At 33.0% G+C, this 24,903-nt stretch carries 26 protein-coding genes and 3 tRNA genes; 15 read left to right on the top strand and 14 right to left on the bottom strand.

Going from position 1 to position 24,903, the window contains the following annotated elements; translation table 11 throughout:
* Positions 1-2 precede the first annotated feature (2 nt).
* Entirely contained in the window at positions 3-356 is a 354-nt protein-coding gene (locus tag ACKTSU_RS00940) for a DUF1304 domain-containing protein (protein WP_408034511.1), read from the top strand.
* A gap of 59 nt (positions 357-415) precedes the next feature.
* Entirely contained in the window at positions 416-1,222 is an 807-nt protein-coding gene (locus ACKTSU_RS00935; protein ID WP_408034510.1) for a mechanosensitive ion channel family protein, read from the top strand.
* Here the strand turns inward: ACKTSU_RS00935 and tsaB are convergent.
* The 10 genes from tsaB to cyoE form a co-directional block, all read right to left on the bottom strand.
* Positions 1,219-1,893, bottom strand: a complete 675-nt coding sequence (gene tsaB / locus ACKTSU_RS00930; RefSeq protein WP_408034509.1) for a tRNA (adenosine(37)-N6)-threonylcarbamoyltransferase complex dimerization subunit type 1 TsaB — start codon at positions 1,891-1,893, stop codon at positions 1,219-1,221. The two genes, ACKTSU_RS00935 and tsaB, sit on opposite strands and share 4 nt — an antisense overlap.
* Positions 1,894-2,023: 130 nt before the next feature.
* On the bottom strand, positions 2,024-3,391 hold the full coding sequence (locus ACKTSU_RS00925; protein ID WP_408034508.1) for a TolC family protein: 1,368 nt from the start codon (positions 3,389-3,391) through the stop codon (positions 2,024-2,026).
* Between the two features lie 190 nt (positions 3,392-3,581).
* Positions 3,582-3,746, bottom strand: coding sequence for a hypothetical protein (locus tag ACKTSU_RS00920; RefSeq protein WP_408034507.1), 165 nt, complete (start codon positions 3,744-3,746; stop codon positions 3,582-3,584).
* A 43-nt stretch (positions 3,747-3,789) separates the two neighbouring features.
* Complete coding sequence (locus tag ACKTSU_RS00915; protein ID WP_408034506.1) at positions 3,790-4,314, bottom strand: DUF420 domain-containing protein; 525 nt, start codon at positions 4,312-4,314, stop codon at positions 3,790-3,792.
* 1 nt (position 4,315) lies between these two features.
* The gene (locus ACKTSU_RS00910) at positions 4,316-4,963 is read right to left on the bottom strand and encodes an SCO family protein (protein WP_408034505.1); all 648 of its coding nucleotides are present in this window, start codon (positions 4,961-4,963) and stop codon (positions 4,316-4,318) included.
* A 13-nt stretch (positions 4,964-4,976) separates the two neighbouring features.
* On the bottom strand, positions 4,977-5,519 hold the full coding sequence (locus ACKTSU_RS00905; RefSeq protein ID WP_408034504.1) for a hypothetical protein: 543 nt from the start codon (positions 5,517-5,519) through the stop codon (positions 4,977-4,979).
* 168 nt (positions 5,520-5,687) lie between these two features.
* Positions 5,688-6,029 (bottom strand): cytochrome C oxidase subunit IV family protein, encoded by a 342-nt coding sequence (locus ACKTSU_RS00900; RefSeq protein ID WP_408034503.1) that lies wholly within the window; start codon positions 6,027-6,029, stop codon positions 5,688-5,690.
* A gap of 18 nt (positions 6,030-6,047) precedes the next feature.
* Entirely contained in the window at positions 6,048-7,031 is a 984-nt protein-coding gene (locus ACKTSU_RS00895; protein WP_408034502.1) for a cytochrome c oxidase subunit 3, read from the bottom strand.
* 56 nt (positions 7,032-7,087) lie between these two features.
* Entirely contained in the window at positions 7,088-7,672 is a 585-nt protein-coding gene (locus ACKTSU_RS00890) for a cytochrome c oxidase subunit 3 (protein ID WP_408034501.1), read from the bottom strand.
* Positions 7,672-8,610 (bottom strand): heme o synthase, encoded by a 939-nt coding sequence (gene cyoE, locus ACKTSU_RS00885; protein WP_408034500.1) that lies wholly within the window; start codon positions 8,608-8,610, stop codon positions 7,672-7,674. The genes ACKTSU_RS00890 and cyoE overlap by 1 nt, the downstream gene beginning before the upstream one ends.
* A gap of 137 nt (positions 8,611-8,747) precedes the next feature.
* Here cyoE and ACKTSU_RS00880 point away from each other — a divergent pair.
* The 10 genes from ACKTSU_RS00880 (at position 8,748) to ACKTSU_RS00835 (ending at position 16,459) form a co-directional block, all read left to right on the top strand.
* Positions 8,748-8,819 (top strand) — tRNA-Gly (locus ACKTSU_RS00880).
* A gap of 23 nt (positions 8,820-8,842) precedes the next feature.
* Positions 8,843-8,931, top strand: a tRNA-Leu gene (locus tag ACKTSU_RS00875).
* Positions 8,932-8,992: 61 nt separating this feature from the next.
* Positions 8,993-9,078 (top strand) — tRNA-Leu (locus tag ACKTSU_RS00870).
* A gap of 106 nt (positions 9,079-9,184) precedes the next feature.
* Positions 9,185-9,520, top strand: coding sequence for an arsenosugar biosynthesis-associated peroxidase-like protein (locus ACKTSU_RS00865; RefSeq protein ID WP_120185760.1), 336 nt, complete (start codon positions 9,185-9,187; stop codon positions 9,518-9,520).
* Between the two features lie 173 nt (positions 9,521-9,693).
* On the top strand, positions 9,694-10,749 hold the full coding sequence (arsS, locus tag ACKTSU_RS00860; protein WP_408034499.1) for an arsenosugar biosynthesis radical SAM (seleno)protein ArsS: 1,056 nt from the start codon (positions 9,694-9,696) through the stop codon (positions 10,747-10,749).
* A 32-nt stretch (positions 10,750-10,781) separates the two neighbouring features.
* Positions 10,782-11,399, top strand: coding sequence for a TIGR04282 family arsenosugar biosynthesis glycosyltransferase (locus ACKTSU_RS00855; protein ID WP_408034498.1), 618 nt, complete (start codon positions 10,782-10,784; stop codon positions 11,397-11,399).
* A 35-nt stretch (positions 11,400-11,434) separates the two neighbouring features.
* A complete protein-coding gene (locus tag ACKTSU_RS00850) occupies positions 11,435-12,259 on the top strand; it encodes a purine-nucleoside phosphorylase (RefSeq protein ID WP_408034497.1) in 825 nt (274 codons plus the stop codon).
* Positions 12,260-12,350: 91 nt separating this feature from the next.
* Positions 12,351-13,319, top strand: a complete 969-nt coding sequence (gene arsM, locus ACKTSU_RS00845; RefSeq protein WP_408034496.1) for an arsenosugar biosynthesis arsenite methyltransferase ArsM — start codon at positions 12,351-12,353, stop codon at positions 13,317-13,319.
* Positions 13,320-13,361: 42 nt separating this feature from the next.
* Entirely contained in the window at positions 13,362-14,153 is a 792-nt protein-coding gene (locus ACKTSU_RS00840; RefSeq protein WP_408034495.1) for a hypothetical protein, read from the top strand.
* 113 nt (positions 14,154-14,266) lie between these two features.
* Positions 14,267-16,459 carry a transglycosylase domain-containing protein gene (locus ACKTSU_RS00835; RefSeq protein WP_408034494.1) on the top strand — a complete coding sequence of 731 codons (2,193 nt, stop codon included), beginning with the start codon at positions 14,267-14,269 and terminating at the stop codon, positions 16,457-16,459.
* Between the two features lies 1 nt (position 16,460).
* Here ACKTSU_RS00835 and radA read toward each other — a convergent pair whose 3' ends face one another.
* The 4 genes from radA to panC all read right to left on the bottom strand — a co-directional run bounded on the left by radA (position 16,461) and on the right by panC (position 20,263).
* The gene (radA, locus tag ACKTSU_RS00830; RefSeq protein WP_408034493.1) at positions 16,461-17,822 is read right to left on the bottom strand and encodes a DNA repair protein RadA; all 1,362 of its coding nucleotides are present in this window, start codon (positions 17,820-17,822) and stop codon (positions 16,461-16,463) included.
* A gap of 183 nt (positions 17,823-18,005) precedes the next feature.
* On the bottom strand, positions 18,006-18,962 hold the full coding sequence (locus ACKTSU_RS00825; protein WP_408034492.1) for a lysylphosphatidylglycerol synthase transmembrane domain-containing protein: 957 nt from the start codon (positions 18,960-18,962) through the stop codon (positions 18,006-18,008).
* 1 nt (position 18,963) lies between these two features.
* The gene (panD, locus tag ACKTSU_RS00820; RefSeq protein WP_028891458.1) at positions 18,964-19,314 is read right to left on the bottom strand and encodes an aspartate 1-decarboxylase; all 351 of its coding nucleotides are present in this window, start codon (positions 19,312-19,314) and stop codon (positions 18,964-18,966) included.
* Positions 19,315-19,414: 100 nt separating this feature from the next.
* On the bottom strand, positions 19,415-20,263 hold the full coding sequence (gene panC / locus ACKTSU_RS00815) for a pantoate--beta-alanine ligase (protein ID WP_408034491.1): 849 nt from the start codon (positions 20,261-20,263) through the stop codon (positions 19,415-19,417).
* Between the two features lie 96 nt (positions 20,264-20,359).
* Between panC and ACKTSU_RS00810 the strand changes: the two genes are divergently transcribed.
* The 3 genes from ACKTSU_RS00810 to glmS are packed head-to-tail and all read left to right on the top strand — an operon-like array spanning position 20,360 to position 24,588.
* Positions 20,360-21,175, top strand: coding sequence for a glycogen/starch synthase (locus ACKTSU_RS00810; RefSeq protein WP_408034490.1), 816 nt, complete (start codon positions 20,360-20,362; stop codon positions 21,173-21,175).
* Positions 21,175-22,722, top strand: a complete 1,548-nt coding sequence (locus ACKTSU_RS00805; protein ID WP_408034489.1) for a DUF4270 family protein — start codon at positions 21,175-21,177, stop codon at positions 22,720-22,722. Before ACKTSU_RS00810 ends, ACKTSU_RS00805 begins: the two co-directional genes overlap by 1 nt.
* Positions 22,723-22,731: 9 nt before the next feature.
* Positions 22,732-24,588: a glutamine--fructose-6-phosphate transaminase (isomerizing) gene (gene glmS, locus ACKTSU_RS00800; RefSeq protein ID WP_408034488.1), complete on the top strand. Its 1,857-nt coding sequence runs from the start codon at positions 22,732-22,734 to the stop codon at positions 24,586-24,588.
* Positions 24,589-24,903 lie beyond the last annotated feature (315 nt).

The raw sequence follows: 24,903 nt of genomic DNA, 5'->3' as shown, positions 1-24,903 counted from the left end.
TTATGAATGGTATACAATACACTTTAATAGCTTTTGTTTCATTGATTCATATCTACATCGTAATACTAGAAATGTTTTTATGGACGCAACCTAAAGGCATAAAAACTTTCGGTTTAAAATCTAAACAATTTGCTGAAGAAACTAAAGTATTAGCAGCCAATCAAGGATTGTATAATGGCTTTTTAGCAGCTGGTTTAATCTGGTCTATGATTTCACAAAAAAACGATGTTGCTATATTTTTTCTAACCTGTGTGTTTATTGCAGGTCTTTATGGTTCTTTTTCTACAAAAAAACCTCGTATTTTTGCCATTCAGTCTATCCCTGCTTTATTAGCGTTAGCTAGTTTATTTCTATAGATAAAAACCAACCACTACTAATAAAATCAATTATTAATCACTAAAATTTACCATAACTAATGGAAAAGTATTTAGAAAAATTTCAAGAATTAATAGTCACCTACGCCCCAAAAGCGATTATGGCTATTATTATTTACATTGTAGGTTCTTATATTATTAGCCTACTACTTAGAGCTACCAAAAAAGTAATGATTAAAAGAGAAGTTGATGTCACACTTCAAAAGTTCTTAATCAACTTATTAAACTGGACGTTAAAGATTCTTTTAATTATTACTGTAATAGCAAAACTTGGAGTAGAAACGACTTCGTTTGCAGCAATATTAGCATCTGCTGGTTTAGCTGTTGGTTTAGCACTACAAGGTTCTTTAGGTAATTTTGCTGGTGGGGTTTTAATTATGCTTTTTAAACCATTTAAAGTTGGCGATTTAATACAAGCTCAAGGTGAAACTGGTGTTGTAAAAGAAATAGAAATTTTTACTACTAAACTTACTGGTTTATCAAACAGAGAAATAATTATTCCAAACGGTTCTTTATCAAACGGAAATATTATTAATTTTTCTTCGGAAGGAACTCGTAGAGTCGATTTAGTTTTTGGAGTTTCTTATGACGCTGACATCAAACAAACTAAAGAAGTGTTGATGAATGTTCTTACTTCACACCCAAAAGTATTAAAAGACCCAGCTCCTACTGTTAATGTATTAGAGTTAGCAGATAGCTCAGTAAATTTTGCTGTAAGACCTTGGTGTAAAACAGAAGATTATTGGGGCGTTTACTTTGATGTAACCGAAAACACTAAACTAGCCTTAGACAAAGCTGGAATCGAAATTCCATATCCACACTCTGTAGAAATACAAAAAGAGGGTTAACGTTTTTTTTCTGGCGTTACCACAAAATCTTTCAAATAAAAAGGTTCAAAATAAGCGACATCTTCGATGTCGTTTTTTTTGTACTTATCGTAACTTAATTGTGCCATTTCTTTTGCTGAAGGATGTTTGCTGTCAATAAAAACAGCATTTTCATGTGTAATAACTTCTTTACACTTCTCTGTCCCATCTCCTAAAAAATACACTTTTCCTTCTGACAAATATTCTTGAAAAGAATTTTCATCAATAACTTCAGCTTTAATTTCTCTTAACTGATTAAAATTGCTATCGTAAACAGCCGCATAAACTTCCATACGACGTGCATCTAACATAGGCACAATTACTCCATTATCTACAGTAGCTTTGTGAGCTAAAGAATACAATGTTTCTATAGAAATTAAAGGTTTATCAAACGCAAAACACAATCCTTTAGCAGCAGAAACTCCGATACGCAAACCTGTATAAGAACCTGGTCCTTTACTTACAGCTACAGCATCAATATCATTGAAAGATATTTTAGCTTCCTCTACCACTTGTTGAATAAATGGATGGAGTTTTTCAGCATGAGAATAATTACCATCATTCAATTCTTGTAAAACGAGGGTTACTCCATCTTTTGCTATACTAACCGAGCAATTTTTAGTTGCTGTTTCTATGTTTAAGATTGTTGCCAAACTGAAATTATTTTTGGCAAAGATACATTTTATATAAAGTTGAATAAAAAATCATTGGATGTCATACAAAGAAAAACCCCGTTAGCATAAATCTAACGAGGTTCTTCCAACAATAAATATCTCTTTCTTATTAATCTACGATAGATTCACCATAGTAGAATTTTAATACTTTCGTTTTAAATACATAATCATATTTCGCTCTAATCATTGCTCCTTCAGCATTTACTAAACGATTACGAACTTGATCGAAATCGAATTGAGTCATTGATCCGTAATCATAACTTACTTGTGCATTTTTAAAAGCTTCTTGTTGCGCTTCTAAAGATATTTTTGCTGCTTCATAAGTTTTTGCTGCTGCTTTAGCATCTAAAAAAGCACTTTCAATTTCTTGTTCCAACTGCAATTTTTGATTTTCAAGAGCTAACTCTGAGACCTCTTTATCAATAGTAGATTTAGCTACTCTGTTTTTTGTTTGAAAACGATTAAATATTGGGATATTTAATGACAACCCTACCCCATAACTTAAATTATTATCTAATTGCTTAAAAAAACCATAAGACTCATATATAGGTAATTGTGTCACTGGATCAACTCCAATAACTCTTCTATCAGGCTCTCCAAATACTGTAAAATAAGAAGTACCTGCATTTGCTGAATAAGTTAAGGTTGGTAAATAAGCTCCTTTAGCTAATTCTATTCCTAAATCTGCGTTTTCAAGGTTTAATTCTGCCCTTTCTATATCTGGCCATTGTGTTAATGCTTTTTCGTATACGACACTAGAATTGTCATACAATAAAGCCGCTGATGGTGACCCTACCTCAATATCTGAAACAGCAAAATCTTCTGAAGAAATCTGTAACAACTGACTTAATCTAAGTAAAGCAATACTTAATGTGTTTTCTTGTATCACTACATTTTGGATATCATTAGCGGCTGTAGACTCTACATTTAATAAATCTCCTTTAGGTATTGCTCCTCCTTCATATTGAGCTTTTGCTCTTTCAATTTGCTTTTTACTTATTTCTGCTTGAACTTTTGCTACTGCAAGGTTTTCTTTTGCAAACAGTACATTTAAGTATTCATTTACTACGTTTAAAGAAATGTCATTTTCTATTTTCGCTAAGTCTAACTCACTCCCTTTAACATTAAGTAAAGCTTGCTTTTTAGAATTTAAGTTTCTAAAACCATTGAAAATAGTTCCTTGAGTTCCTAAAGCAAAGTTTGTTGAATATCTATCTTGACTGGTATTAACTCCGCTAACCCCTGAAGACAATCCAAAAGATCCTCTATGAGAATTACTAAATCCTAAATCAGGCAAGAAATTTCCTTTAGCAATCTCAACGTCTTTTTCTGCTAAATTTACATTTAACCGATTTTGCTTAATAGTAATGTTATTTTCTAAAGCGTAGTCTACACACTCTTTTAAGGTCCATTGTTTTTGAGAAAAAACAGCTAATGAGGTAAATATAGCTGTGAATAGTGCAATTTTAGTTTTCAAAAGACAAATATTTTTTGTTTAAATTATTAGCTAGTTGATATTTCAAAAAAAGAAATATATCATTTTATTGTTAATTAGAAAAACCTTTAAACAGTTTAAAAACTAACAATAAAAACAATTAATTATTCTTAACTGCCACTATATGACGATTAAAAATATAATTTGTTACAAAAAATATTACTTAATTGAATTAAGCTTTGCCTTTCTTTTTGTGGCGATAAATAAAATAAAAAAGTACCCCTACTAATAAATAAGGGAAAATCATTAAATAAGTAATTCCATTATTTACTCCTTCTGCAATGGTTTCATTACCTCCTTCAACAACAGCTTTACACATAGCACACTGCGCAGACATGTTTAACGAAAAGAAAAACAACAGTGTTAATACTATAAGTTTTTTATACATAATAAGGTGATATCATTAAATACACTACTACTCCCGTCACTGCAACATACAGCCATAATGGAAATGTAATTTTTGCTATTTTTTTATGTTCTGGAAAATTTCCTAAACGCGCTCTCATAAATGTAATTAATACAAAAGGTATAATTACAATAGATAATAAAATATGCGTTATTAAAATGAAAAAATACACGTACTTAATCATTCCTTCTCCACCAAATTTAGTGGAATCAGAAGTCATGTGGTAAGCCACATACATTACTAAAAATAACGCAGAACAAATTATTGCTATTGTATTTAACTGCTCGTGTAATTTTCTTTTACCATTTTTAATAGCCACAACAGAAGCAACTAATAATACAGCTGTAAAACCATTAATACTAGCATAAATAGGAGGCAAAAACGATAACGGTTCTACATTAGGTATTTTAATGCCGAATAAAGCTGCCACCGCGATAGGAATTACGATAGATATTATCGTAATAAATTTTTTATATTTTTTTTCTTCTGTGCTACTCATGCTATTCTTTTAATAATAACTTAATATCCTCTTTTAACTCTGTTATTTGATCACCAAAACCATGTTCATCTAATGCTCTGTAATACAGAATGGGGTTTCCGTTCTCGTCATATCGTGATCTTATGTATCCGTCTTTATCAACTAACGCAAATAATCCTGAATGTTCAAATCCGCCATGACTAACTTCTCCTTTACCTGCATACAACTTAAATCCTTCGTTAGATAAATCATACACTACATCATCTCCTTTTCCGGTTAACAAATGCCAGTTCTTATGGTTTATACCATTATTCTTAGCATACTCTTTCAACTGATGTGGAGTATCAATATCTGGGGTAATTGAAAACGAAGCGATTCCAAAATTAGGATTCCCCATAAATTCGTTTTGAATTTCTACCATTTTTTGATTCATCAATGGGCAGATTGTTGGACATGTAGCGAAGAAAAATTCAACTACATATACTTTTCCTTCATAATCTTTATTAGTAATTACTTTCTCATCTTGGTTGATAAACTCAAAATCTGGCACCTTGTTAAACTTGTGTAAGTTTGCTGTTTGAAAGTGTGCTATGATTTTAGGAATAGCATAAATTCCAAAAAGTAAAACGATAAGCGAAATACCTATGTAAGAATAATTCTGTTTTTTCATGACTTAACTCTGGTTAAATTTGTCTGTCTGCATTGTTCTTTTTTAATGCCAAACGATATTCTGCCAACACAACTTTAACGTCGTCTTTCATCTTATTATTCAGCTCTGCTACTGATTTCATATTGTATCCAAACAATTTTCCACCAGCACTATCTTCATCATCATTTCTCCCTCTTAAATTACCTCCCTTATCTATAATAAAGGCTTTAGATGAATGCAATTTATTATCTAATGATTGGTTTGTTTTAAAACTATCGTACAGCACTTGTATTTCTGTATCATCAGCATAAACAAACTTCCAGCTAATCATATTGGTATAAGTCCCTATCTCTTTTTCAAGTTTTTCAACATCGTCTTTAACTTCAGGAGAAGCTATTACAATTAATTGAAAGTCTTTAAATCCGTAAAATGGTTTGTATATTTTCTCATTAAGATTAAATAGTTCTCCTTTAACCTCCTGTACATTCTTCCCTAAAAAAGTAACTATTGATATTTTTTTATCAAATTGATGTTGTTTACTTACTGAGGATATATCAATTACATTTTCTGTGAGCACAGGTAATTTTGCGAAATTATTGATTCCTAGTGACAAAAAAATATAAAACAATAGAGGCACTATAAAAAGCGCAAACAGTACTATGTATTTTCTTGTTTTATTCATTTTACTAAATCTTATATACAAAAAGAGGCGGTTAACACCACCTCTTTTCTCATTTTATTTTGATTACCACTTTACTAATGGTGCTAATGTATCGTGTAAGTAATCACCTTCTATTAGAATTAGTGTTACTAAATAACATATTAAGAAAACACCTGTCCAAACAATAGCTCTTCTTAACCATGGTTTTTCTCCTTCTAAGTGCATAAATGCCCAAGCAATGTAATATGCTTTAACTAAAGTTAAAATGATAAATACCCAGTTTAATAAGTGAGTACCTAAAAAGTCATTGAAAACTAAGAAATCTGGTCTAACAATACCTAAGGCAACTTCTACAGTTGTTAATACTGTTAAAATTGCTAAAACAATCCAAATTCTTTTTGTATTCGATTCGTGTGCGTGTGCCATTTCCTCTTTTTTTTAAAATTATACTAAGTAGAAGAAGGTAAATACAAATACCCAAACTAAATCTACAAAGTGCCAATATAAACCTACCTTTTCAACCATTTCGTAGTGCCCTCTACGCTCGTACGTACCCAACACAACGTTAAAGAAAATGATAATGTTGATTACAATTCCTGAGAATACGTGGAATCCGTGGAAACCAGTAATAAAGAAGAAGAAATCAGCAAAAATAGGGTTACCGTATTCATTCTCTATTAAATTAGCTCCTTCAACAACTCTAGTTGCTGTAGCTAACTTAGCAATACTTTCTTCTCTTGATAAAATAATTTTTTTCTTAGTGTCTGGATTGATTTTTTCAATTCTAACTAACAAAGAAGGATCTGCCTTAAAAGCTTCTTGAACTTGAGCTACTGAATATTGAGAAATAGCTGCTTCTTTTTCAAACCATAATCCATTTTCTCTTTGATGTTGAACTCTTCCATCTTTTCTATCACTATGAACAAAATCAGCCAATGCAATTTGATGTCCGTCTTTTACAAATTGTAAAATGTGATTATCGGCAGTTTTAACAGCTCCGTAAGAACCGTTAATAAAGTTTTTCCATTCCCAAGCTTGAGAACCAACGAAAATAATACCAAAAATGATGGTAGCAAACATATACCATGCTACTTTTTTCTTTTGCATTTTATGACCTGCATCTACTGCTAACACCATTGTTACCGATGATACAATTAAAATAAATGTCATTAATGCTACGTAATACATCGGCGCATGAACACCGTGTAAACCAGGAAAGTGTGTAAATACCTCGTCAGCAATAGGCCAAGAGTCAATAAACTTAAAACGTGTTAAACCATACGCTGCTAAAAAGCCCGAAAAAGTTAATGCATCAGATACGATGAAAAACCACATCATCATTTTCCCATAACTAGCGCCAAATGGTTTTACACCACCTCCGCCCCAGGTCTCTTTGTTGTCAGAATTTACAGCAATATTTGCTCCCATAAATCTCTTTTTGTTAATTTTTGTTTAATCAGTGCGCCAAAATTACGCATTTTTCATCATCTAATAAAATAGAAAAAGAAAAATAGGTAAATCCACAATACATCTACAAAATGCCAAAAGATTGCACCTAGTTCAAATCCAAGCATATTGCTTGATGTATACTTCTTTTTAAAATGATTATAAATAACAACCAATAACACGATTACCCCTGCTAACAAGTGTAAAACGTGCATAAATGTTATTCCTATTATAAACGATGTTGATACTGTACTTTCAGGTCCAGTAAAATATAAACCTGTATTTTTTAATTCATTAAATCCTACCCATTGATACCACACAAAGCCTAAACCTAATATTAATGTACCTAACAATAAGATTAATGACCCTTTAATATTGTCTTTTTTCAATAAGTTTTGAGAGAAAAACAACGTAATACTACTTAATACAATTAATACAGTACTAATGTAAAATGCCTGAGGCAAATCAAAGGTAACCCAATCTTCACGATTCATACTTACTACATAAGCACTTGTTAACCCAGCAAAAAACATTACCATACTTACCATGGAAATCCACAGCATTGGTTTAGCCGATTTACGTTTAGCTACTTTTAATTCTTCTTGTAACGATTGTTCACTCATTAGTGTAAAAATTTATCTACCACATATATAATGGGTACTATTGTAATATAAAAAACACTTGCCAACATCAATTTACGTGCATCTGTGTTTTTTTCTGTTTTATATAATTGTATTGCATAATACAACATTAACAATCCTAATAATAGAATAATTACTGCTGTTAACGGATATATATATAAATCTCCTGTTACTTTTAACACAGGTGCAATTGACATTAAAATCATTATGCAGGTATAAAAAATAATTTGCACCACAGCACCTTTGTCTTTTTTATCCATTGGCAACATGTGCAAACCTGCCTTGTTATATTCTTCAAACTGTAACCAACCGATAGCCCAAAAATGAGGAAATTGCCAAAAAAACTGAATCATAAATAAAAATCCAGCTTCAATACCAAATTTACCCGTTGCTGCTACCCATCCTAACATAAAAGGAATCGCTCCAGGAATTGCCCCTACAAATACTGCTAGAGGTGTTACTGCTTTTAATGGTGTGTAAGCACTTGTATATAAAAAGATAGAAATCGCCCCAAACAAAGCACATTTCGGATCTATAATATATAAAATTGTAATACCCGCTATCGTAAAAAGAGTCGCTATAGTTAATGCTACGGTCGTAGACATTCTTCCAGAAGGTAACGGACGATTTTTTGTGCGTTGCATTACCGCATCAATATCCTTTTCTATTACCTGATTAAAAGCATTAGATGCTCCTACCATTAAGTAGCCTCCTAAAGCTAATAATATTATAGTAGTATAATCAATTGTTTCTGCTCCTAATAAATATCCTGTAACCGATGTAAAAACTACACTTATAGATAATCCAACTTTAGTTAATTGTTTAAAATCTTTAACTATTGATTTTACAGAGGGTTTAGTATGTACAGATGAAACAGAATTCACTTCTAATTTTAAAAAATTTCTGCAAAGATATTCCATTCTTATTGAACCACCATAAAATTTTATTGGAATTAAAATTGAAAAAAAATAAAAAGTGCTTTGTAATTAAAAAAAAGGTTTTATATTTGCACCCGCATTCGCAGCAATGCACGTTCATTAAAATAAAAAATGACTACGCGAAAGTAGCTCAGGGGTAGAGCATCACCTTGCCAAGGTGAGGGTCGCGGGTTCAAATCCCGTCTTTCGCTCAAGCCTTTTTTTAAAAGAGTATGCTGAAGTGGTGGAATTGGTAGACACGTTGGACTTAAAATCCAATGAGCCGTAATGCTCGTGCGGGTTCAAGTCCCGCCTTCAGTACCAAGAAACCTCACTTGTATGAGTGAGGTTTCATTTTAAAAGTAGTCATTAACAAAGCACATACGCTGAAGTGGTGGAATTGGTAGACACGTTGGACTTAAAATCCAATGGGCCGTAATGCCCGTGCGGGTTCAAGTCCCGCCTTCAGTACAAAAGCCTTAACAAATTTGTTAAGGCTTTTTTTGTATCTATACTTTTCATAATATTGCTTGTAAAGTATCAATAAACGTCTCGTCTAACCCCGAAAATAAAATACATGTCAAAAACATATTACGATCCTGCCGACTTACGCAAGTTTGGTAAAATTACTGAGTGGAGTGAAGAATTAGGAAACAAGTTTTTCGAATACTACGGAAAAGTCTTTGAAGAAGGCGCCTTAACTGCACGCGAAAAAAGTTTAATAGCTTTAGCTGTTGCACATACCGAGCAATGCCCGTATTGTATTGACGCTTACACAAAAGACGGATTACAACGCGGAATCACTAAAGAAGAAATGATGGAAGCCATTCACGTAGGAGCTGCTATTAAAAGTGGTGCTACTTTAGTACACGGTGTTCAAATGATGAACAAAGTGAACAAACTAGAAATGTAAGCAGAGAACCATTTTTGAAAATCAAAATTATGTGAATCGCTTATCCCAACGAAGGTTGGGATCTCATTACTCAAAAATACTTGTTCCTCACTATGTTATCCTGAGCAAAGTCAAAGGATATTAAATACTAAAAATGATGAGAAGCTGAACTTATTTCAGCTTTATTAGGAAGGATGATGAAAAAATCTTTACAATCTAGAAACAACGATTTATCAAACACACAACGTCAGCTTGAAATCTTATCAAATGGAGTTTTTGCTGATGGCGAATTACCTACGTTTGCAAAAAAAATAAAAGAAACCAATCAGTTTCCTTTACGTCCTAAAAAATTAGAAATTCTTCAAATTAATTTAGGGTACATGTGTAATCAAGTTTGTGCACATTGTCATGTAGATGCTGGTCCTGACCGAAAAGAAATCATGACCATGGAAACCATGGAGCAATGTTTAGAGGTTATTCGAAAAACAGAAGCACACACCTTAGACTTAACAGGTGGTGCTCCTGAAATGAATCCTAATTTTCGATGGTTTGTAGAAGAAGCATCTAAAGCAGGAATCAAAGATTTTATTGTTCGCTCTAACCTAACCATCATTAGAGCGAATAAAAAATATTACGACTTACCTGAGTTTTTCAAAAAACACAATATACATGTGGTTTCTTCTATGCCACATTGGACACGTGGAAAAACCGACAAACAGCGTGGTGACGGTGTTTTCGACAAATCTATTGAAGCTTTAAAAATGTTAAACAACGTTGGTTACGGAGTTGAAGGAACTGGTTTACAATTAGACTTAGTATACAACCCATCAGGCGCCTTCTTACCAGGAGATCAAGCAGCTTTAGAAACTGATTTCAAGAAAGCATTATATGAAGATTTCGGAATCTCATTCAACAGTTTATTTGCCATTACCAATTTACCTATTAGCCGATTTTTAGACTATTTAATTGCTTCTGAAAACTACGAAGATTATATGTATTCGTTAGTAGAAGCCTACAATCCTATGGCGGTAGAAAATATAATGTGTACCAATACCTTATCTGTAAGTTGGAACGGATATTTATATGATTGCGATTTCAACCAGATGCTAAACCTAAAAGTAGCCAGTAAGTCCCAACATATTTCTGAATACAACGAAGCATTGTTACAAAACAGGAATATTATTATCAACCAACATTGTTACGGATGTACCGCAGGGGCTGGTAGTAGCTGCCAAGGAACTGTAACATAACACATTAATTTCGAAACACCTTTGTAAACAATATGTCTTTACTGCCAAAGTCAAAAAATCTTCTTTTAATTTTCACCAGAAACCCTGAATTAGGTAAAGTAAAAACGCGTTTAGCTAAAACAATTGGAAATGAAGCTGCGTTTGATATTTATAAATTCTTATTAGAACACACAAAACAAGTCACCCAAAATTTATCGTGCGACAAAGCCGTTTATTATTCCGTAAAAGTTCGTGAACATGATATTTGGGATGCTACCCTATATCAAAAGCATCAACAAAACGGAAACGACTTAGGTATTCGAATGCACAATGCTTTTCAACAAGCTTTTTCTACTGGATATGAAAAAGTGATTATTATTGGTAGCGATTTACCTGATTTAACTTCTGAACATATCAATGAAGCTTTTGAAAAATTGAATTCTAATGATGTTGTTATGGGCCCTGCGGAAGATGGAGGTTATTACTTATTGGGCATGAAAAAACTTCATGCAAACATTTTTCAACATAAAGACTGGGGAACCTCAACTGTTAGAAAAGATACCTTGAACGATTTACAAAACGAATCAGTATTTTTGCTGGAAACCTTAAACGATGTAGATGTTTTTGACGACATCAAAAACAACCCAATATTCAATCAATTTTTAAACTAACCGTCACTCCCCATAATGACAAACACGATATAAAAATGCTAAAAAAACAACAACTACAAGAAACACAAGAGTTTCTTCAATATAAAGGAATTACCAACCCTGAAATAGGAATTGTTTTAGGAACAGGGTTAGGAAAATTAATCAATGAAATAACTATTGAACAAGAAGTTTCGTATGCAGACATTCCACACTTTCCTCAAGCAACAGTAGAATTTCATTCAGGAAAATTGATTTACGGAACCCTATCGGGTAAAAAAGTGGTGGTTATGTCTGGTCGTTTTCATATGTATGAAGGATATAATTTATGGGAAGTTACCTATGGCATCAGAACCATGCATGCGTTAGGTATTCAAACATTATTAGTTTCTAATGCTGCAGGTGCTATCAACCTTTCTTACAAAAAAGGTGATTTGATGTTGTTAGAAGATCACTTGAATTTACAAGGAGGTTCTCCCCTAGCCTTTAAAGGAGCTAATGCCTTCGGAAATATTTTTGCCGACATGCTTGAACCGTATTCAAAAAAATTGAATACAAAAATGAAAGCAATCGCTAAAGCTAACGACATAGACTTGAAAGAAGGTGTATACGCTAGTGTTGTAGGTCCGCAATTGGAAACCAGAGCTGAATACAGAATGTTACAAATTTTAGAAGTAGATGCGGTGGGAATGAGTACTGTTCCTGAAATAATCGTAGCAAAACAACTCAACATTCCGTGTGCAGCTGTTTCGGTATTAACCGATGAGTGTGATCCTAAAGATTTACAACCTGTAGATATTACCGAAATCATTGAAGTTGCTGGAAAAGCTGAACCGAAAATGATTACACTTTTTAAAGAATTAATTAGAGATTTAGATAATTAGATTACTAGATAGCTAGATTTTTAGATAACGGAATTCAAGTTCTCTAATTCTAATTATTTAAAAATTGAAAACTCCAAGAATCCAACAATACATGAGTTACTTAGAAACCACTATCGATGTATATAAAGAAGCAGCCTTGACCCCTGATGTTGGTTTGTGCTGTACCACAAACCCAATTTGGGAGTTACCTGGATTAAAAATCCCTAAAATCATGCAAGAAATGAACTACGGATGTGGTTCTACCGTGCATGCGCGCGATTTAACCAACAATCCTAAAATATTATATGTAGGTGTTGGTGGCGGAATGGAATTGTTGCAATTTTCATATTTCTCTCGTCAGAAAAACGGAGTGATAGGAATTGATGTGGTAGATGAAATGTTAGAAGCTGCTCAAAAGAATTTCGTTGAAGCTGAAGCACAAAACGATTGGTTTAAAAGTGAGTTCGTTGATTTACGAAAAGGAGATGCTTTACACTTACCTGTAGAAGATAATTCGATTGATGTAGCTGCTCAAAACTGTTTATTCAACATTTTTAAAGCTGAAGAATTGAAAAAAGCCATTGCTGAAATGTACCGCGTGCTAAAACCTCACGGACGTTTGGTAATGAGTGATCCTACCTGTGAGCAACCTATGAATGAAACCTTGCGCAACGACGAACGTTTGCGTGCCTTATGTTTAAGTGGAAGTTTACCGATTGCAGAATATGTAAAGATGTTAACCGACGCTGGTTTTGGAACCATTGAAATCAGAGCGCGTAAACCATACAGAATTTTAGATCCTAAAAATTATCCTACGGATGAATTGATTTATATCGAATCGATTGAAGTAGCAGCGATTAAAGATCCGATGCCTGCTGACGGACCTTGTGTGTTTACAGGAAAAGCTGCCATTTACTTTGGTGATGAAGACTATTTTGATGACGGAGCAGGACACACCTTATTAAAAAACCAACCCTTAGCGATTTGTGATAAAACAGCCGCGGATTTAAAAGCGTTGGGAAGAGACGATATATTTTTCTCAGAATCTACCTATCATTACGATGGTGGTGGATGTTGTTAAACAGCTAGCTTTTATCTTTAAAATGTTATCTTTAACTTAAAAATGAAAAAATTCAACAGAATGATTGAAATAGTTCTGATTTGTTTGGGTGGCTTTATTACAGTAGGACTCTCTATAAACAGTATAATTAAAAGTAATAATCAAGAACAAGAACTTAAAGATAAAACTGATAAAATCATTGAGTTACAAGAAGCTCTTCGTGAAAAATCAGAAATTCAGATAAAGAATTTAGAAAAACTCAATAATCCCATACCTAAAGAATTTGAAATATCTTTTTTCTCATCAATAAAAGCAGACTCTATTGAATTCAAGAAACTTCAGAAAGCTGCAAGTAAAAATGGAAACCATCTACCCGTAAGTAGAAACAACAAAAAAATTGAACGACTTAATAAACTGAAAGATGCTCAGATTATTATTAAAATAGTTTTCAGAAATAATGAAAAAGAAATGACTGTTGGATTTGATCAAACACCAATACAATTTGTAGGTTTTAACACCAGCCTAACTAATAACAACACATTTCTCATGGGAGTCGCTCAAGAATCAATACATTTTATTGGTTCAAATTTAAGCACTAACAACATAGTCACTAATTACGATTCTCCTTCTCTTGTTGACTTTAAAAATTGTGATGTTACTTTTAAAATTGAATTAGGGTTTCCTAATTTATATAAATTAGGCGAAAAATATACTTCGCTCTACACAATAAGTAGCCAAAATGACATTAATTTTTCTCTTGAAAAAGTTATTTTAGAAAGTACAAAAATTAAAATTGAAGTATCATCCTTTAAAGAAGAGGGAAAAAACTTATTTAAAAGTCAATGGAAAAATTAATCATATATTTTTTATTAAGTTTTTTGACCTTATAATTAAACTTTTTTCTTTTCATTTTTTTAACCCAAAGTAAATCAAAACCACAATTTTACCAACGACACTTCGTTTTTAGTATGATGAAAACACTCAAAGAAATACAACGTAAACTTAAAGAGAAAAGGTCTTTACGCCTTTTATTGAAATCCATAACAGGACTCATCCTTTTTGGGTTTCTTTCTGTTGTGGCGTTATTCTCGTTAGTGTATTTTGAAGTGTTTGGGAAGCTCCCTAACAAAGAAGAATTAACGTCTATTATCAACGAAGAAGCTTCTTTAATTTATTCATCCGACGAGGTAATTATAGGTAAAGTATTTGCTGAGAATAGAACCAATGTTCAACTAGAACAAATTCCAAATCATTTAAAAGAAGCTTTAATAGCTACAGAAGATAAACGATTCTATTCTCATAATGGCTACGACGGTCAAAGCTATGCCCGTGTTTTCTTTAGAAGTATTTTACTACAAGACGCCTCTGGAGGTGGGGGAAGTACTATTACCCAACAACTAATTAAAAACCTCTACGGAAGGCAGTACCATGGCTTTTTGAGTATGCCTATCAATAAAATCAAGGAGCTCATCATTGCCAGTCGTATGGAGAAACTATACAGCAAAGATGAAATCTTGTTATTGTATTTAAACTCGGTTCCCTTTGGAGAAAATAATTTTGGAGTAGAATCGGCTGCTAATCGATTTTTTAACAAATCTGTCAACGAATTAAATATCGAAGAATCAGCGGTATTGGTAGGGATGTTAAAAGCCAATACCTATTACAATCCGAGGTTAAATCCAGAAAATGCTAAAAAACGTCGTAACATAGTGCTTCAATTAATGAACAACGAAGCGTATTTAAGCAATAAAGTTACCGACAGTTTACAAAAACTACCTATTACACTCAACTATCATAACCTCGATATAAATACAACAGCGGGTTATTTTACCTATCAGGTAAAGAAAAAAGCTGTAGAACTTATAAAAACCATTAATGAGGCTTCTAACAGCAACTACAATTTAGAAACAGACGGATTAAAAATTCATACAACGCTGAATTATGATATTCAAAAAATTGCGGAGAAATCTGCTAAGGAACAGCTCATCATTAAGCAACAACAGTTAGACAAAGAATTAGCTTCAAACAGGCAAAAAAACAGATGGTTTAAAAAACAACAATTCACAGAAAAAGATAAACAAAAGAGAACTATTCAACTATTTGATTGGGACAGTACAAAAACCATTACTGGTAATAAAATTGATAGTCTTTGGTATTATGATAAAATGCTAAATGCTTCTGTTTTGGTTACGAATCCGAAAAACGGAGCAGTGATTAGTTGGGTGGGCGGTAATAATTTTAATACACTTCCTTTTGATATGGTGTTATCGCACCGTCAAATAGCCTCAGCTTTCAAACCGTTTTTATACGCTACAGCGTTGGAAAATGGAATTTCTCCGTGTGATTATTTTGAAAACGAAGAAAAAACCTACCCTGAATACGATAATTGGGAACCGAAAAATGCCGACCATAGCTCAACTCCTGATAAAAAAGTTGCCATGTGGTATGCGTTGATGAAGTCTATGAACATTCCTAGTGTAAATCTATATTTCAAACTAGAAAAAGAATGGTTGATTGACACTTGTGAAAAGTTATTATTCCCTGAAATTACTGACGACGCTCCTTCTATTGCTTTAGGAACGTTAGATTTATCACTTTTTGAAACCACAAGAGCTTACGGTGCTTTTGCCAATAATGGTGAGATGAATGATTTGTACATGATTCATAAAATTACCGATAAAGAAGGAAATATCATTTATGAAAGCGAAGCGCAAAAAACCGAAAGAGTATTTACAGAAGAAAGCTCACAAACCTTGACAACTATTTTACAACAAGCTGTAGAACAAGGAACGGGTGCTAGCATAAGAAATAGGTATAAAATTAAAAGTCCACTAGCCAGCAAAACAGGTACCGCTCAAAATTACACCAACGCCTGGTTTATGGCCTATACACCAAATATTGTTCTCGGAACTTGGGTTGGGACTTCTAAAAACGACATACATTTTAACAGTGGAAATGGTTCGGGATCTTCTTTAGCGCTGCCTATTGTAGCCAACATCCTCAAAGAAATAGAAAACAACCCTGAACTAAAGGAAAAATACTTAACCTCTTTTGATATACCAGAAGAAATATCTTCCTCAATCGACTGTCCTCCATACAGAGAAAAAGGAATTAAAGGTTTTTTCAACAGACTTTTTGGAAAGAAAAAGGAAGAAAACTAGTCTACGCAAACAATGTAGCAAAAGCCTCTTCAATCTTACTTACTAAAATTAGTTTTATCGAATGATTTTTACTGTTAATCTTATTGTATTTTGAAGTCACAAATGTTTTATACCCTAGTTTTTCAGCTTCGGTAATTCGTTGGTCTATTTTAGAAACAGGACGAATTTCTCCTGCTAAACCAACTTCGGCTGCAAAACACACATCTGGATTGATAGCCAAATCTTGGTTTGACGATAAAATCGCTGCTACCACCGCTAAATCTATTGCTGGGTCGTCTACATGAATTCCACCTGTTACATTTAAAAATACATCTTTCGCTCCTAATTTGAATCCCGCACGCTTCTCTAGCACCGCCAAAATCATATGCAAGCGCTTGAGGTTATAACCTGTTGTAGTTCGTTGTGGAGTTCCATAAACCGCTGTTGAAACAAGCGCTTGAATTTCTATCATTAACGGACGAATTCCTTCTAATGTTGAAGCTATCGCGGTTCCGCTTAAATCAGCGTCTTTTTTTGAAATTAAGATTTCTGAAGGGTTGGATACTTCTCGTAATCCATCTGATAGCATTTCGTAAATTCCTAATTCGGCGGTAGAACCAAAACGGTTTTTTTGGGAGCGTAAAATTCGATAGGTATGATTTCGGTCTCCTTCAAACTGCAACACTACATCCACCATATGTTCTAAAATCTTTGGTCCTGCAATATGTCCTTCTTTATTAATATGCCCAATTAACAATACTGGAGTTGCTGTTTCTTTCGCAAATTTGATGAGTTCTGCGGAAGTTTCTCGTATTTGTGAAATACTTCCTGGTGAAGCTTCAATCGTATCGGTATGTAAGGTTTGGATAGAATCAATCACCAACACATCTGGCTGAACCTCTTCTATGTTTTTAAAAATTTGTTGTGTATTAGTTTCGGTAAGAATTAAACAATTAGGATTTTTTCCTTCAATACGTTCTGCTCGCATTTTAATCTGTGACTGACTTTCTTCCCCAGATACATACAATACTTTTTGTGGAATTTGCAGAGCAATTTGTAGTAACAAAGTTGATTTTCCAATCCCTGGTTCACCTCCTAATAACACCACAGCTCCTTTTACCAATCCACCTCCTAAAACGGTATCTAATTCTTGATTCTTCGTACCAAAACGCTCTTCTGGATTCAGTTGAATATCTTCAACACGTAAAGGTTTTGCAACTCTTTTTTGAGAGTTTGATGGCGATTTCCAACTTCTTTTTTCTTCTTTTTGAATTACTTCTTCAACAATGGTGTTCCATTCTTTACATGAGCCACATTGCCCAACCCATTGCGCATGTTGCGCTCCACAGTTTTGACAGAAAAAAGTTGTTTTGATTTTTGCCATTGGTTTAGTTTAACACATTTTAAATATTGAAAAATGCTAAAGTTACAAGTTTCAAATATAAAATACTTTGCTTTTTTATTGAACAAATGTTTGCGTTAGCGATTGCAGCAATTGTTTGAGCTCTTTTTTGTTCTTAAAAACAAAAAAAGCGAGTGCGGAAAGCACGACCTGAAAGGGAACGCCCTATATTTTTTTATTTCTATTATAAATAGGCAAGAACAAAAATGCTAATCCTCCAAAAATGATAATCATAGCAGTTTGAGCAGTCCACATAATCCAACCAAAAGCGGTTGCAGGTTCTTCTGCAATTCCAAATAACGCTAAAGCTCCAGCTACGGCAACAGGATACAATCCTATTCCTCCATTAGTAGCTGCAATTGCAAATCCACCAGCAATAAACCCTATTAAAACACCACCTAATGGAACTTGTAACCCTTCAATTGCTGGTATGGTTGCCCAAAACATTAGCACATACATTACCCAAATAAACACGGTATGAAAAATGAAAGCCCACTTGTTTTTCATCTTAAAAATACTAGTAACACCCTCTACTAGTCCTACTACAAAATTTTTAATTTTCAAACCAATACCCGATTCTGCTTTTTTTACAGAACGAGTAAAAACAACAAAAAACAAGACTAATCCTACTAAAAGAATTCCAATTTTAATTGGATCAAAATTTTTAGTCAGTAATTGATAAATAAAATCAAACTGAACAAATAATGTAATGGCTACAATACTAAGCATCATTAGCAAATCTGCCATTCTTTCGGCAACGATAGTACCAAAACCTTTTTCAAACGGAATATCCTCGTAATTTGTCATTACCGCTGCACGTGACACTTCTCCCGCCCTAGGAACTGCATAATTTACCAAATACGCTACTAAAACAGCCATGGTGCTATTACCAAAATCTGGTTTATACCCCATAGGTTCTAGTAAAAATTTCCAACGATAAGCACGAGATAAGTGACTTAAAATTCCGAAAAACAACCCTAAAGCTATCCATGAATAATTAGCATCTTTAAAATACTGTAATAAAGTGGCTACAGATACTTTTGATAATGAATACCAAACTAAAAAACCTCCCAAAACGAGAGGTAATGCTATTTTTATGATTTTTTTTACTGATAAACTCAAACTATTCTAACAGGTTATTTTCTTCGTTAGGAAATACCAATTGTGGTTTAAATTTCTTCGCTTCTTCCAATTCCATAAAAGCGTATACGATTAAGATAAGTACATCTCCTTTTTGAACTCTACGTGCTGCTGCACCGTTCAAGGTAATCTCTCCACTTTTTCTTGGACCAGGAATTGCGTACGTTTCTAAACGCTCTCCATTATTGTTGTTTACTATTTGAACGCGCTCACCTTCAATAATACCTGCTGCATCCATTAAATCTTCGTCAATGGTGATACTTCCTATATAGTTTAAATCCGCATTAGTTACTTTAACACGGTGTATTTTAGATTTTACTACTTGTACTAACATGCTGCAAAAATAGCTGTTTTTTGATGAATACTAATTTGTTTTTTGATGATTTTAACATTGTTAGAAACTTTAACTGAAGTTTCAACTTCAATGATTTATCTTATTTATTCAATCCGACATTATCAATCAAACGAATATCTCCTGCAAAAACAGCTATAAAAGCACGATATTTTTTATCTGGTTCTATTGTTGTTACAGTTTCTAACGTTTTTTCATCCGCTATGGTAAAATACTCAAGTTCTAATAATGGATGTTTTTTGAACTTCTTTTCTACCCATTTGGTCAACTCTTCAGGATTTTTTGCTCCAAATTTCTTTCTTACCTTTTTTAAGATTTTATAAATAAAAGGTGCTACTTCTCTATACTCTTCAATCAATCGTGTATTTCGAGAGCTCATTGCTAGTCCATCTTCTTCTCTAAAAATTGGCCTTCCTTTTATTTTTACTGGCAACTCATATTTTTCAACTAATTTTTTGATGATTTGTAATTGTTGAAAGTCTTTCTTCCCAAAATAAGCTGTATTTGGCTCAACAATTTCAAACAAGGTTTTTACAATTGTACCTACCCCATCAAAATGACCATCTCTAAACTTTCCTTCCATTTGATGTTCTAAACCATCAAAATCAAACTTTTCTGAAGCCACATTTTCAGCATAAATTTCTTCTATCGAAGGAAAAAACAACACATCACAATTAACCGACTCTAATAAAGCTACATCGTTATCATATGTTTTAGGATATTTGGCTAAATCTTCCTTATTATCAAACTGAGTTGGATTTACAAAAACACTTACAACAGCAAGGTCATGCTTCTTTTTTGCTCTTTTTATAAGTGACAAATGCCCTTGGTGAAGAGCCCCCATCGTTGGGACAAATCCGATAGACTTTTCATCTTTTTTTTGAGTTGATAAAAACTCTTTTAATTCGGATTTTCTTGTGAAAATTTTCATTGTTATTTTATTGAAATGCATGCAAAATTAGCAATTTAACACGATTTTTGCATTAATTTTCGTATTTTTGCACCTTCAATAAAAGAGACCGATTTAATGAAGGATAAGAGAATTTTATATGTTTCGTCTGAGGTTACCCCTTATTTACCAGAAACAGAATTATCGTCTACCGCATTTAACGTTGCTAAAAATGCACATTCTAAAGGAATTCAAACCCGTATTTTCATGCCTCGCTTTGGGGTAATTAACGAGCGCAGGCATCAATTGCACGAAGTTATTCGTCTTTCGGGTATGAACCTGATTATTAACGATATGGACATGCCTTTAATAATTAAAGTTGCCTCTATTCCTAAAGAAAGAATGCAAGTATACTTTATTGACAATGATGAATACTTTAAGCGTAAAGCAGTTTATTCTGACGAAGATGATAAGCTTTTTGAGGATAACGATGAACGTATGATCTTCTTCGCTAAAGGTGTTGTTGAAACCGTTAAAAAACTAAACTGGGCTCCAGATATTATTCATGTTCACGGATGGATGGCCTCTTTATTACCTTTATATTTAAGAGAATATTATAAAGAAGAACCTTTGTTTGCAGAAAGTAAGATTGTAACTTCGCTGTATAATAGTGACATTGAAGATTTAAATAAAGAAATGGCTAACAAGGTTCGTTTTGACAAGATTGAAGAATCTAAAGTAGTAACCATCGAAACACCAAGTCATTTAAATATTTTAAAGAGTGCTATTGAAAACTCAGATGCCGTTATAAAAGGTAGTGAAGTTTTACCAGAGGAAATTGAATCTTTTATTGAAAAGACAAATGCAAAAGTATTAGATTTCCAATCTGAAGAAACTTTAACAGAAGCATATTTAGAATTTTATAAAGAAAACGTTTTAGAATTAAGCGAGTAATGATTAGAAAAATTGGGGTATTAGGTATTAGCCTGCTATGTTTTGCAGCTATTACATCATGTGAAAAAGATTTTAGTGAAGTAGGAACAAATGTTGTTACAAACGATAAATTTGAAACAGGAGAAGTTTTATTAGATGTTGAAATCACTCCAATAGATATTCAAAAAGTTCAAGCGGACAATATCAATGCCAATATTAACGAATATTGGTTAGGTGTTTACAACAATCCTAATGCAAAAAAAATTGAAGCTTCTATAATTTCTCAAATTGGGTATATTTCTGGCTTAAAAACTCAGGAAAATATAACAGATGGAGATACGATTTTTAACTTAGATAAAGTAATTTTAAAACTACCATACCAAGCAACTGCAACTACATCTAATAATGTAACTAGCTATAAGTTAGACTCAATATTAGGAGACCCTAATACTCCTGTGAACATACAAGTGTTACAAAATGAAACGTTTTTAAATACTCTAGATCCTACTGATCCTTCAAAGAAAAATTCTTTCTTTTCTGATGCAGACTACCTAGGAAATACTATTTTAAACGAGGGATCTTCTTATAACTTTAAACCTAGTTCAGCTGATACTATTTTTAAATTTAATAGAATTGACAGGTCTATTTCTTTAACAAACACAACTACTTTCATAGATACTATTAGGGTTTATAAATCTCTGAAAGCTAAGACTCCTTTCTTAGCTATCCCTTTAGATCTAGCTACAATGAAAAATCTTTTTTGGGATAAATTTGAAAGTCCTGAGTTTTCTTCAAAAGATAGCTTCGATGAATATTTTGATGGAATAAAAATTATAGCTACTGGGAATGATGGAGCAATGGCTCCGTTTAATTTAGCGGCTACACCAACCCCTTCAATAGATTTTTATTACACCAAGTCTATTGTCGAATCTGGAAATGTAAAAGACACTATTCAGAGTAAATATACCTTTCCTCTTTCTGGCGTAAGAAATAGTCACTATAAGATGTCCCCAGCTTCAACACAACCTACAGCAAATAAATTTATAATTCAAGGAACTGCAGGAAGTAATGCGGAAATTAAAATTTTAGATGATTCTAAAGTTCAAGAGTTAAGAGCAAATAATTGGTTAATTACTGATGCTTCACTTACTTTTTATGTGGATCAAACCATTAATTTAGAATCAAGTTCTATTCCTCAACAGCTTTTTCTTTATCAAGATAAAGAAAATGAGTTCGGAAACATTTCTCCAACTCAATTAACGGATGCCTATTTAGAAGTTGGTTATTATGGAGGTACTTTACAAAAAAACGATGATGGTACCCCCGAAAAGTATACTTTTAAAATTACAAATTACATATCTAATTTGTTAAATGGAAAAGACGATTTTACAGCTGACCCACTAATTCTGAAAGTATACAACCCTACAGATGATCCAGTAAGCAATAATAGTACCAATGTAAGGACATATAATTGGAACCCTAGGTCTGTAACGTTATTAAACGGAGATGAAACTGCTAACGGAACTAAAAGAGCTGTTTTAAAAATATCATATTCAAAAGAAAAATAAGAAATTGTTATGTGTGGAATCACAGGTTATATAGGACACAGAGATGCTTATCCTATTGTAATTAACGGGTTAAAGCGTTTAGAATATAGAGGATACGACAGTGCAGGTATTATGATGTATGATGGAGAAACTATGCATTTATCTAAAACCAAAGGAAAAGTTTCAGACTTAGAAATAATTACTAACAAAGAAGAAGAGCGAAAAGTTGGAAAAATAGGAATAGGACACACGCGTTGGGCTACTCATGGTGTACCTAATGACGTAAATTCACACCCTCATTTTTCTCAGTCTGGAGATTTGGTTATTGTTCATAATGGGATTATTGAGAATTACGATACCATTAAAAAAGAATTAATATCTAGAGGTTACGAATTTAAAAGTGATACTGATACTGAAGTTTTAGTAAACCTTATTGAAGAAGTAAAGAAAAGTGAAGGTTGTAAATTAGGTAAGGCTGTTCAAATAGCATTAACCAATGTAATTGGAGCTTATGCAATTGCTGTTTTCGACAAAACAAAACCAAACGAGTTAGTTGTAGCACGTTTAGGTAGTCCGATCGCTATTGGTGTTGGAAAAAACAACGAAGAATTTTTTGTAGCTTCTGATGCCTCTCCTTTTATTGAATATACCAAAGATGCTATTTACCTTGAAGACGGTGAGTTAGCCATCATAAAAAAAGATAAAGGAATTAAAGTTCGTAAGATTGAAAACGATAAAGAAATCGATGCGAATATTCAAAAGTTACAATTAAGCTTAGAGCAAATAGAAAAAGGTGGATACGACCACTTTATGTTAAAAGAAATTTACGAGCAACCTAAAGCGATTATCGATACGTATAGAGGTAGAATGCTAGCCAATGAGGGAATCATCCGAATGGCTGGTGTTGATGATAACATGCCTAAGTTTTTAAATGCAGACAGAATTATTATCGTTGCTTGTGGTACTTCTTGGCATGCAGGATTAGTTGGCGAGTATCTTTTTGAAGACATGGCTCGCATTCCTGTTGAAGTGGAATATGCTTCAGAATTTAGATATCGTAACCCAATTATTACTCCAAACGATGTAGTAATTGCCATTTCTCAATCTGGAGAAACTGCTGACACATTAGCTGCTATTAAATTAGCAAAATCTATGGGCGCTTTCGTATTCGGAGTATGTAATGTAGTTGGGTCTTCTATTGCTAGAGAAACGCATGCTGGAGCATATACTCATGCTGGACCAGAAATTGGAGTAGCTTCTACAAAAGCATTTACGACACAAATTACAGTACTTTCTTTAATCGCTTTAAAGTTAGCGCAAGCTAAAGGAACTTTATCTACATCAGCTGTAAATAACTATTTACAAACGATGCAACAAATTCCTACGCAAGTAGAGAATTTATTAAAAATTGATGCTCAGGTTAAAGAAATAGCCACTGTTTATAAAGACGCTAAGAACTGTTTATATTTAGGTAGAGGATTTAACTTTCCTGTAGCTTTAGAAGGAGCGTTGAAATTAAAGGAAATTTCTTACATTCATGCTGAAGGCTATCCTGCTGCTGAAATGAAGCACGGACCTATCGCTTTAATTGATGAAAACATGCCTGTTTTTGTAATCGCTACAAGTAGAGGTCATTATGAAAAGGTAGTTAGTAACATTCAAGAGATTAAATCGAGAAGTGGTAAAATTGTAGCGATTGTTACAGAAGGTGATGAAACGGTTAAAGAAATTGCAGATCACGTGATTGAAATTCCTGATACTCAAGAAGCTTTTACTCCTTTATTAACTACGATTCCGTTACAATTATTATCATATCATATAGCTGTAATGTTAGGTAAAAACGTAGATCAGCCAAGAAACTTAGCAAAATCGGTTACTGTAGAATAATAAATCGATTTCAATTCAAAATACAAATCCTGAGAGTTTTCTCAGGATTTTTTTTATGCCTTTTCACAAAGAATTATCATAAAAAACAGCGCGTAAAAGGGAGTTTTTAAGAGAGTTATAACCTAAAACTAACTCTTAGAAATATTAATTTTTCTTAAATTTTCTTAATAAAATTAGCATCTTAAATGAAAAACAAATTATTGATTGAAAAACAAGAAATAAAATCAACAAAAAAGACAAATATTACCAATATTAACTCTATGTAAACTAACCAATCGTTGCTCATTCTTTTACCTTAAAACAATCTTTTATTAA

The sequence above is a fragment of the Tenacibaculum aestuarii genome (genome assembly GCF_964510395.1).
Taxonomy (GTDB): domain Bacteria; phylum Bacteroidota; class Bacteroidia; order Flavobacteriales; family Flavobacteriaceae; genus Polaribacter; species Polaribacter aestuarii.
Note: the sequence above shows the minus strand (reverse complement) of the source record. Positions and strands in the feature narration are given on the sequence as shown.

Coding starts and splice junctions, on each gene's coding strand:
- ACKTSU_RS00940 (WP_408034511.1), top strand. CDS start 3: ATGAATGGTATACAATACACTTTAATAGCTTTTGTTTCATTGATTCAT.
- ACKTSU_RS00935 (WP_408034510.1), top strand. CDS start 416: ATGGAAAAGTATTTAGAAAAATTTCAAGAATTAATAGTCACCTACGCC.
- ACKTSU_RS00920 (WP_408034507.1), bottom strand. CDS start 3,746: ATGTCTGCGCAGTGTGCTATGTGTAAAGCTGTTGTTGAAGGAGGTAAT.
- ACKTSU_RS00915 (WP_408034506.1), bottom strand. CDS start 4,314: ATGAGTAGCACAGAAGAAAAAAAATATAAAAAATTTATTACGATAATA.
- ACKTSU_RS00910 (WP_408034505.1), bottom strand. CDS start 4,963: ATGAAAAAACAGAATTATTCTTACATAGGTATTTCGCTTATCGTTTTA.
- ACKTSU_RS00900 (WP_408034503.1), bottom strand. CDS start 6,029: ATGGCACACGCACACGAATCGAATACAAAAAGAATTTGGATTGTTTTA.
- ACKTSU_RS00895 (WP_408034502.1), bottom strand. CDS start 7,031: ATGGGAGCAAATATTGCTGTAAATTCTGACAACAAAGAGACCTGGGGC.
- ACKTSU_RS00890 (WP_408034501.1), bottom strand. CDS start 7,672: ATGAGTGAACAATCGTTACAAGAAGAATTAAAAGTAGCTAAACGTAAA.
- cyoE (WP_408034500.1), bottom strand. CDS start 8,610: ATGGAATATCTTTGCAGAAATTTTTTAAAATTAGAAGTGAATTCTGTT.
- ACKTSU_RS00865 (WP_120185760.1), top strand. CDS start 9,185: ATGTCAAAAACATATTACGATCCTGCCGACTTACGCAAGTTTGGTAAA.
- arsS (WP_408034499.1), top strand. CDS start 9,694: ATGATGAAAAAATCTTTACAATCTAGAAACAACGATTTATCAAACACA.
- ACKTSU_RS00855 (WP_408034498.1), top strand. CDS start 10,782: ATGTCTTTACTGCCAAAGTCAAAAAATCTTCTTTTAATTTTCACCAGA.
- ACKTSU_RS00850 (WP_408034497.1), top strand. CDS start 11,435: ATGCTAAAAAAACAACAACTACAAGAAACACAAGAGTTTCTTCAATAT.
- arsM (WP_408034496.1), top strand. CDS start 12,351: ATGAGTTACTTAGAAACCACTATCGATGTATATAAAGAAGCAGCCTTG.
- ACKTSU_RS00840 (WP_408034495.1), top strand. CDS start 13,362: ATGAAAAAATTCAACAGAATGATTGAAATAGTTCTGATTTGTTTGGGT.
- ACKTSU_RS00835 (WP_408034494.1), top strand. CDS start 14,267: ATGATGAAAACACTCAAAGAAATACAACGTAAACTTAAAGAGAAAAGG.
- radA (WP_408034493.1), bottom strand. CDS start 17,822: ATGGCAAAAATCAAAACAACTTTTTTCTGTCAAAACTGTGGAGCGCAA.
- panD (WP_028891458.1), bottom strand. CDS start 19,314: ATGTTAGTACAAGTAGTAAAATCTAAAATACACCGTGTTAAAGTAACT.
- panC (WP_408034491.1), bottom strand. CDS start 20,263: ATGAAAATTTTCACAAGAAAATCCGAATTAAAAGAGTTTTTATCAACT.
- ACKTSU_RS00810 (WP_408034490.1), top strand. CDS start 20,360: ATGAAGGATAAGAGAATTTTATATGTTTCGTCTGAGGTTACCCCTTAT.
- ACKTSU_RS00805 (WP_408034489.1), top strand. CDS start 21,175: ATGATTAGAAAAATTGGGGTATTAGGTATTAGCCTGCTATGTTTTGCA.
- glmS (WP_408034488.1), top strand. CDS start 22,732: ATGTGTGGAATCACAGGTTATATAGGACACAGAGATGCTTATCCTATT.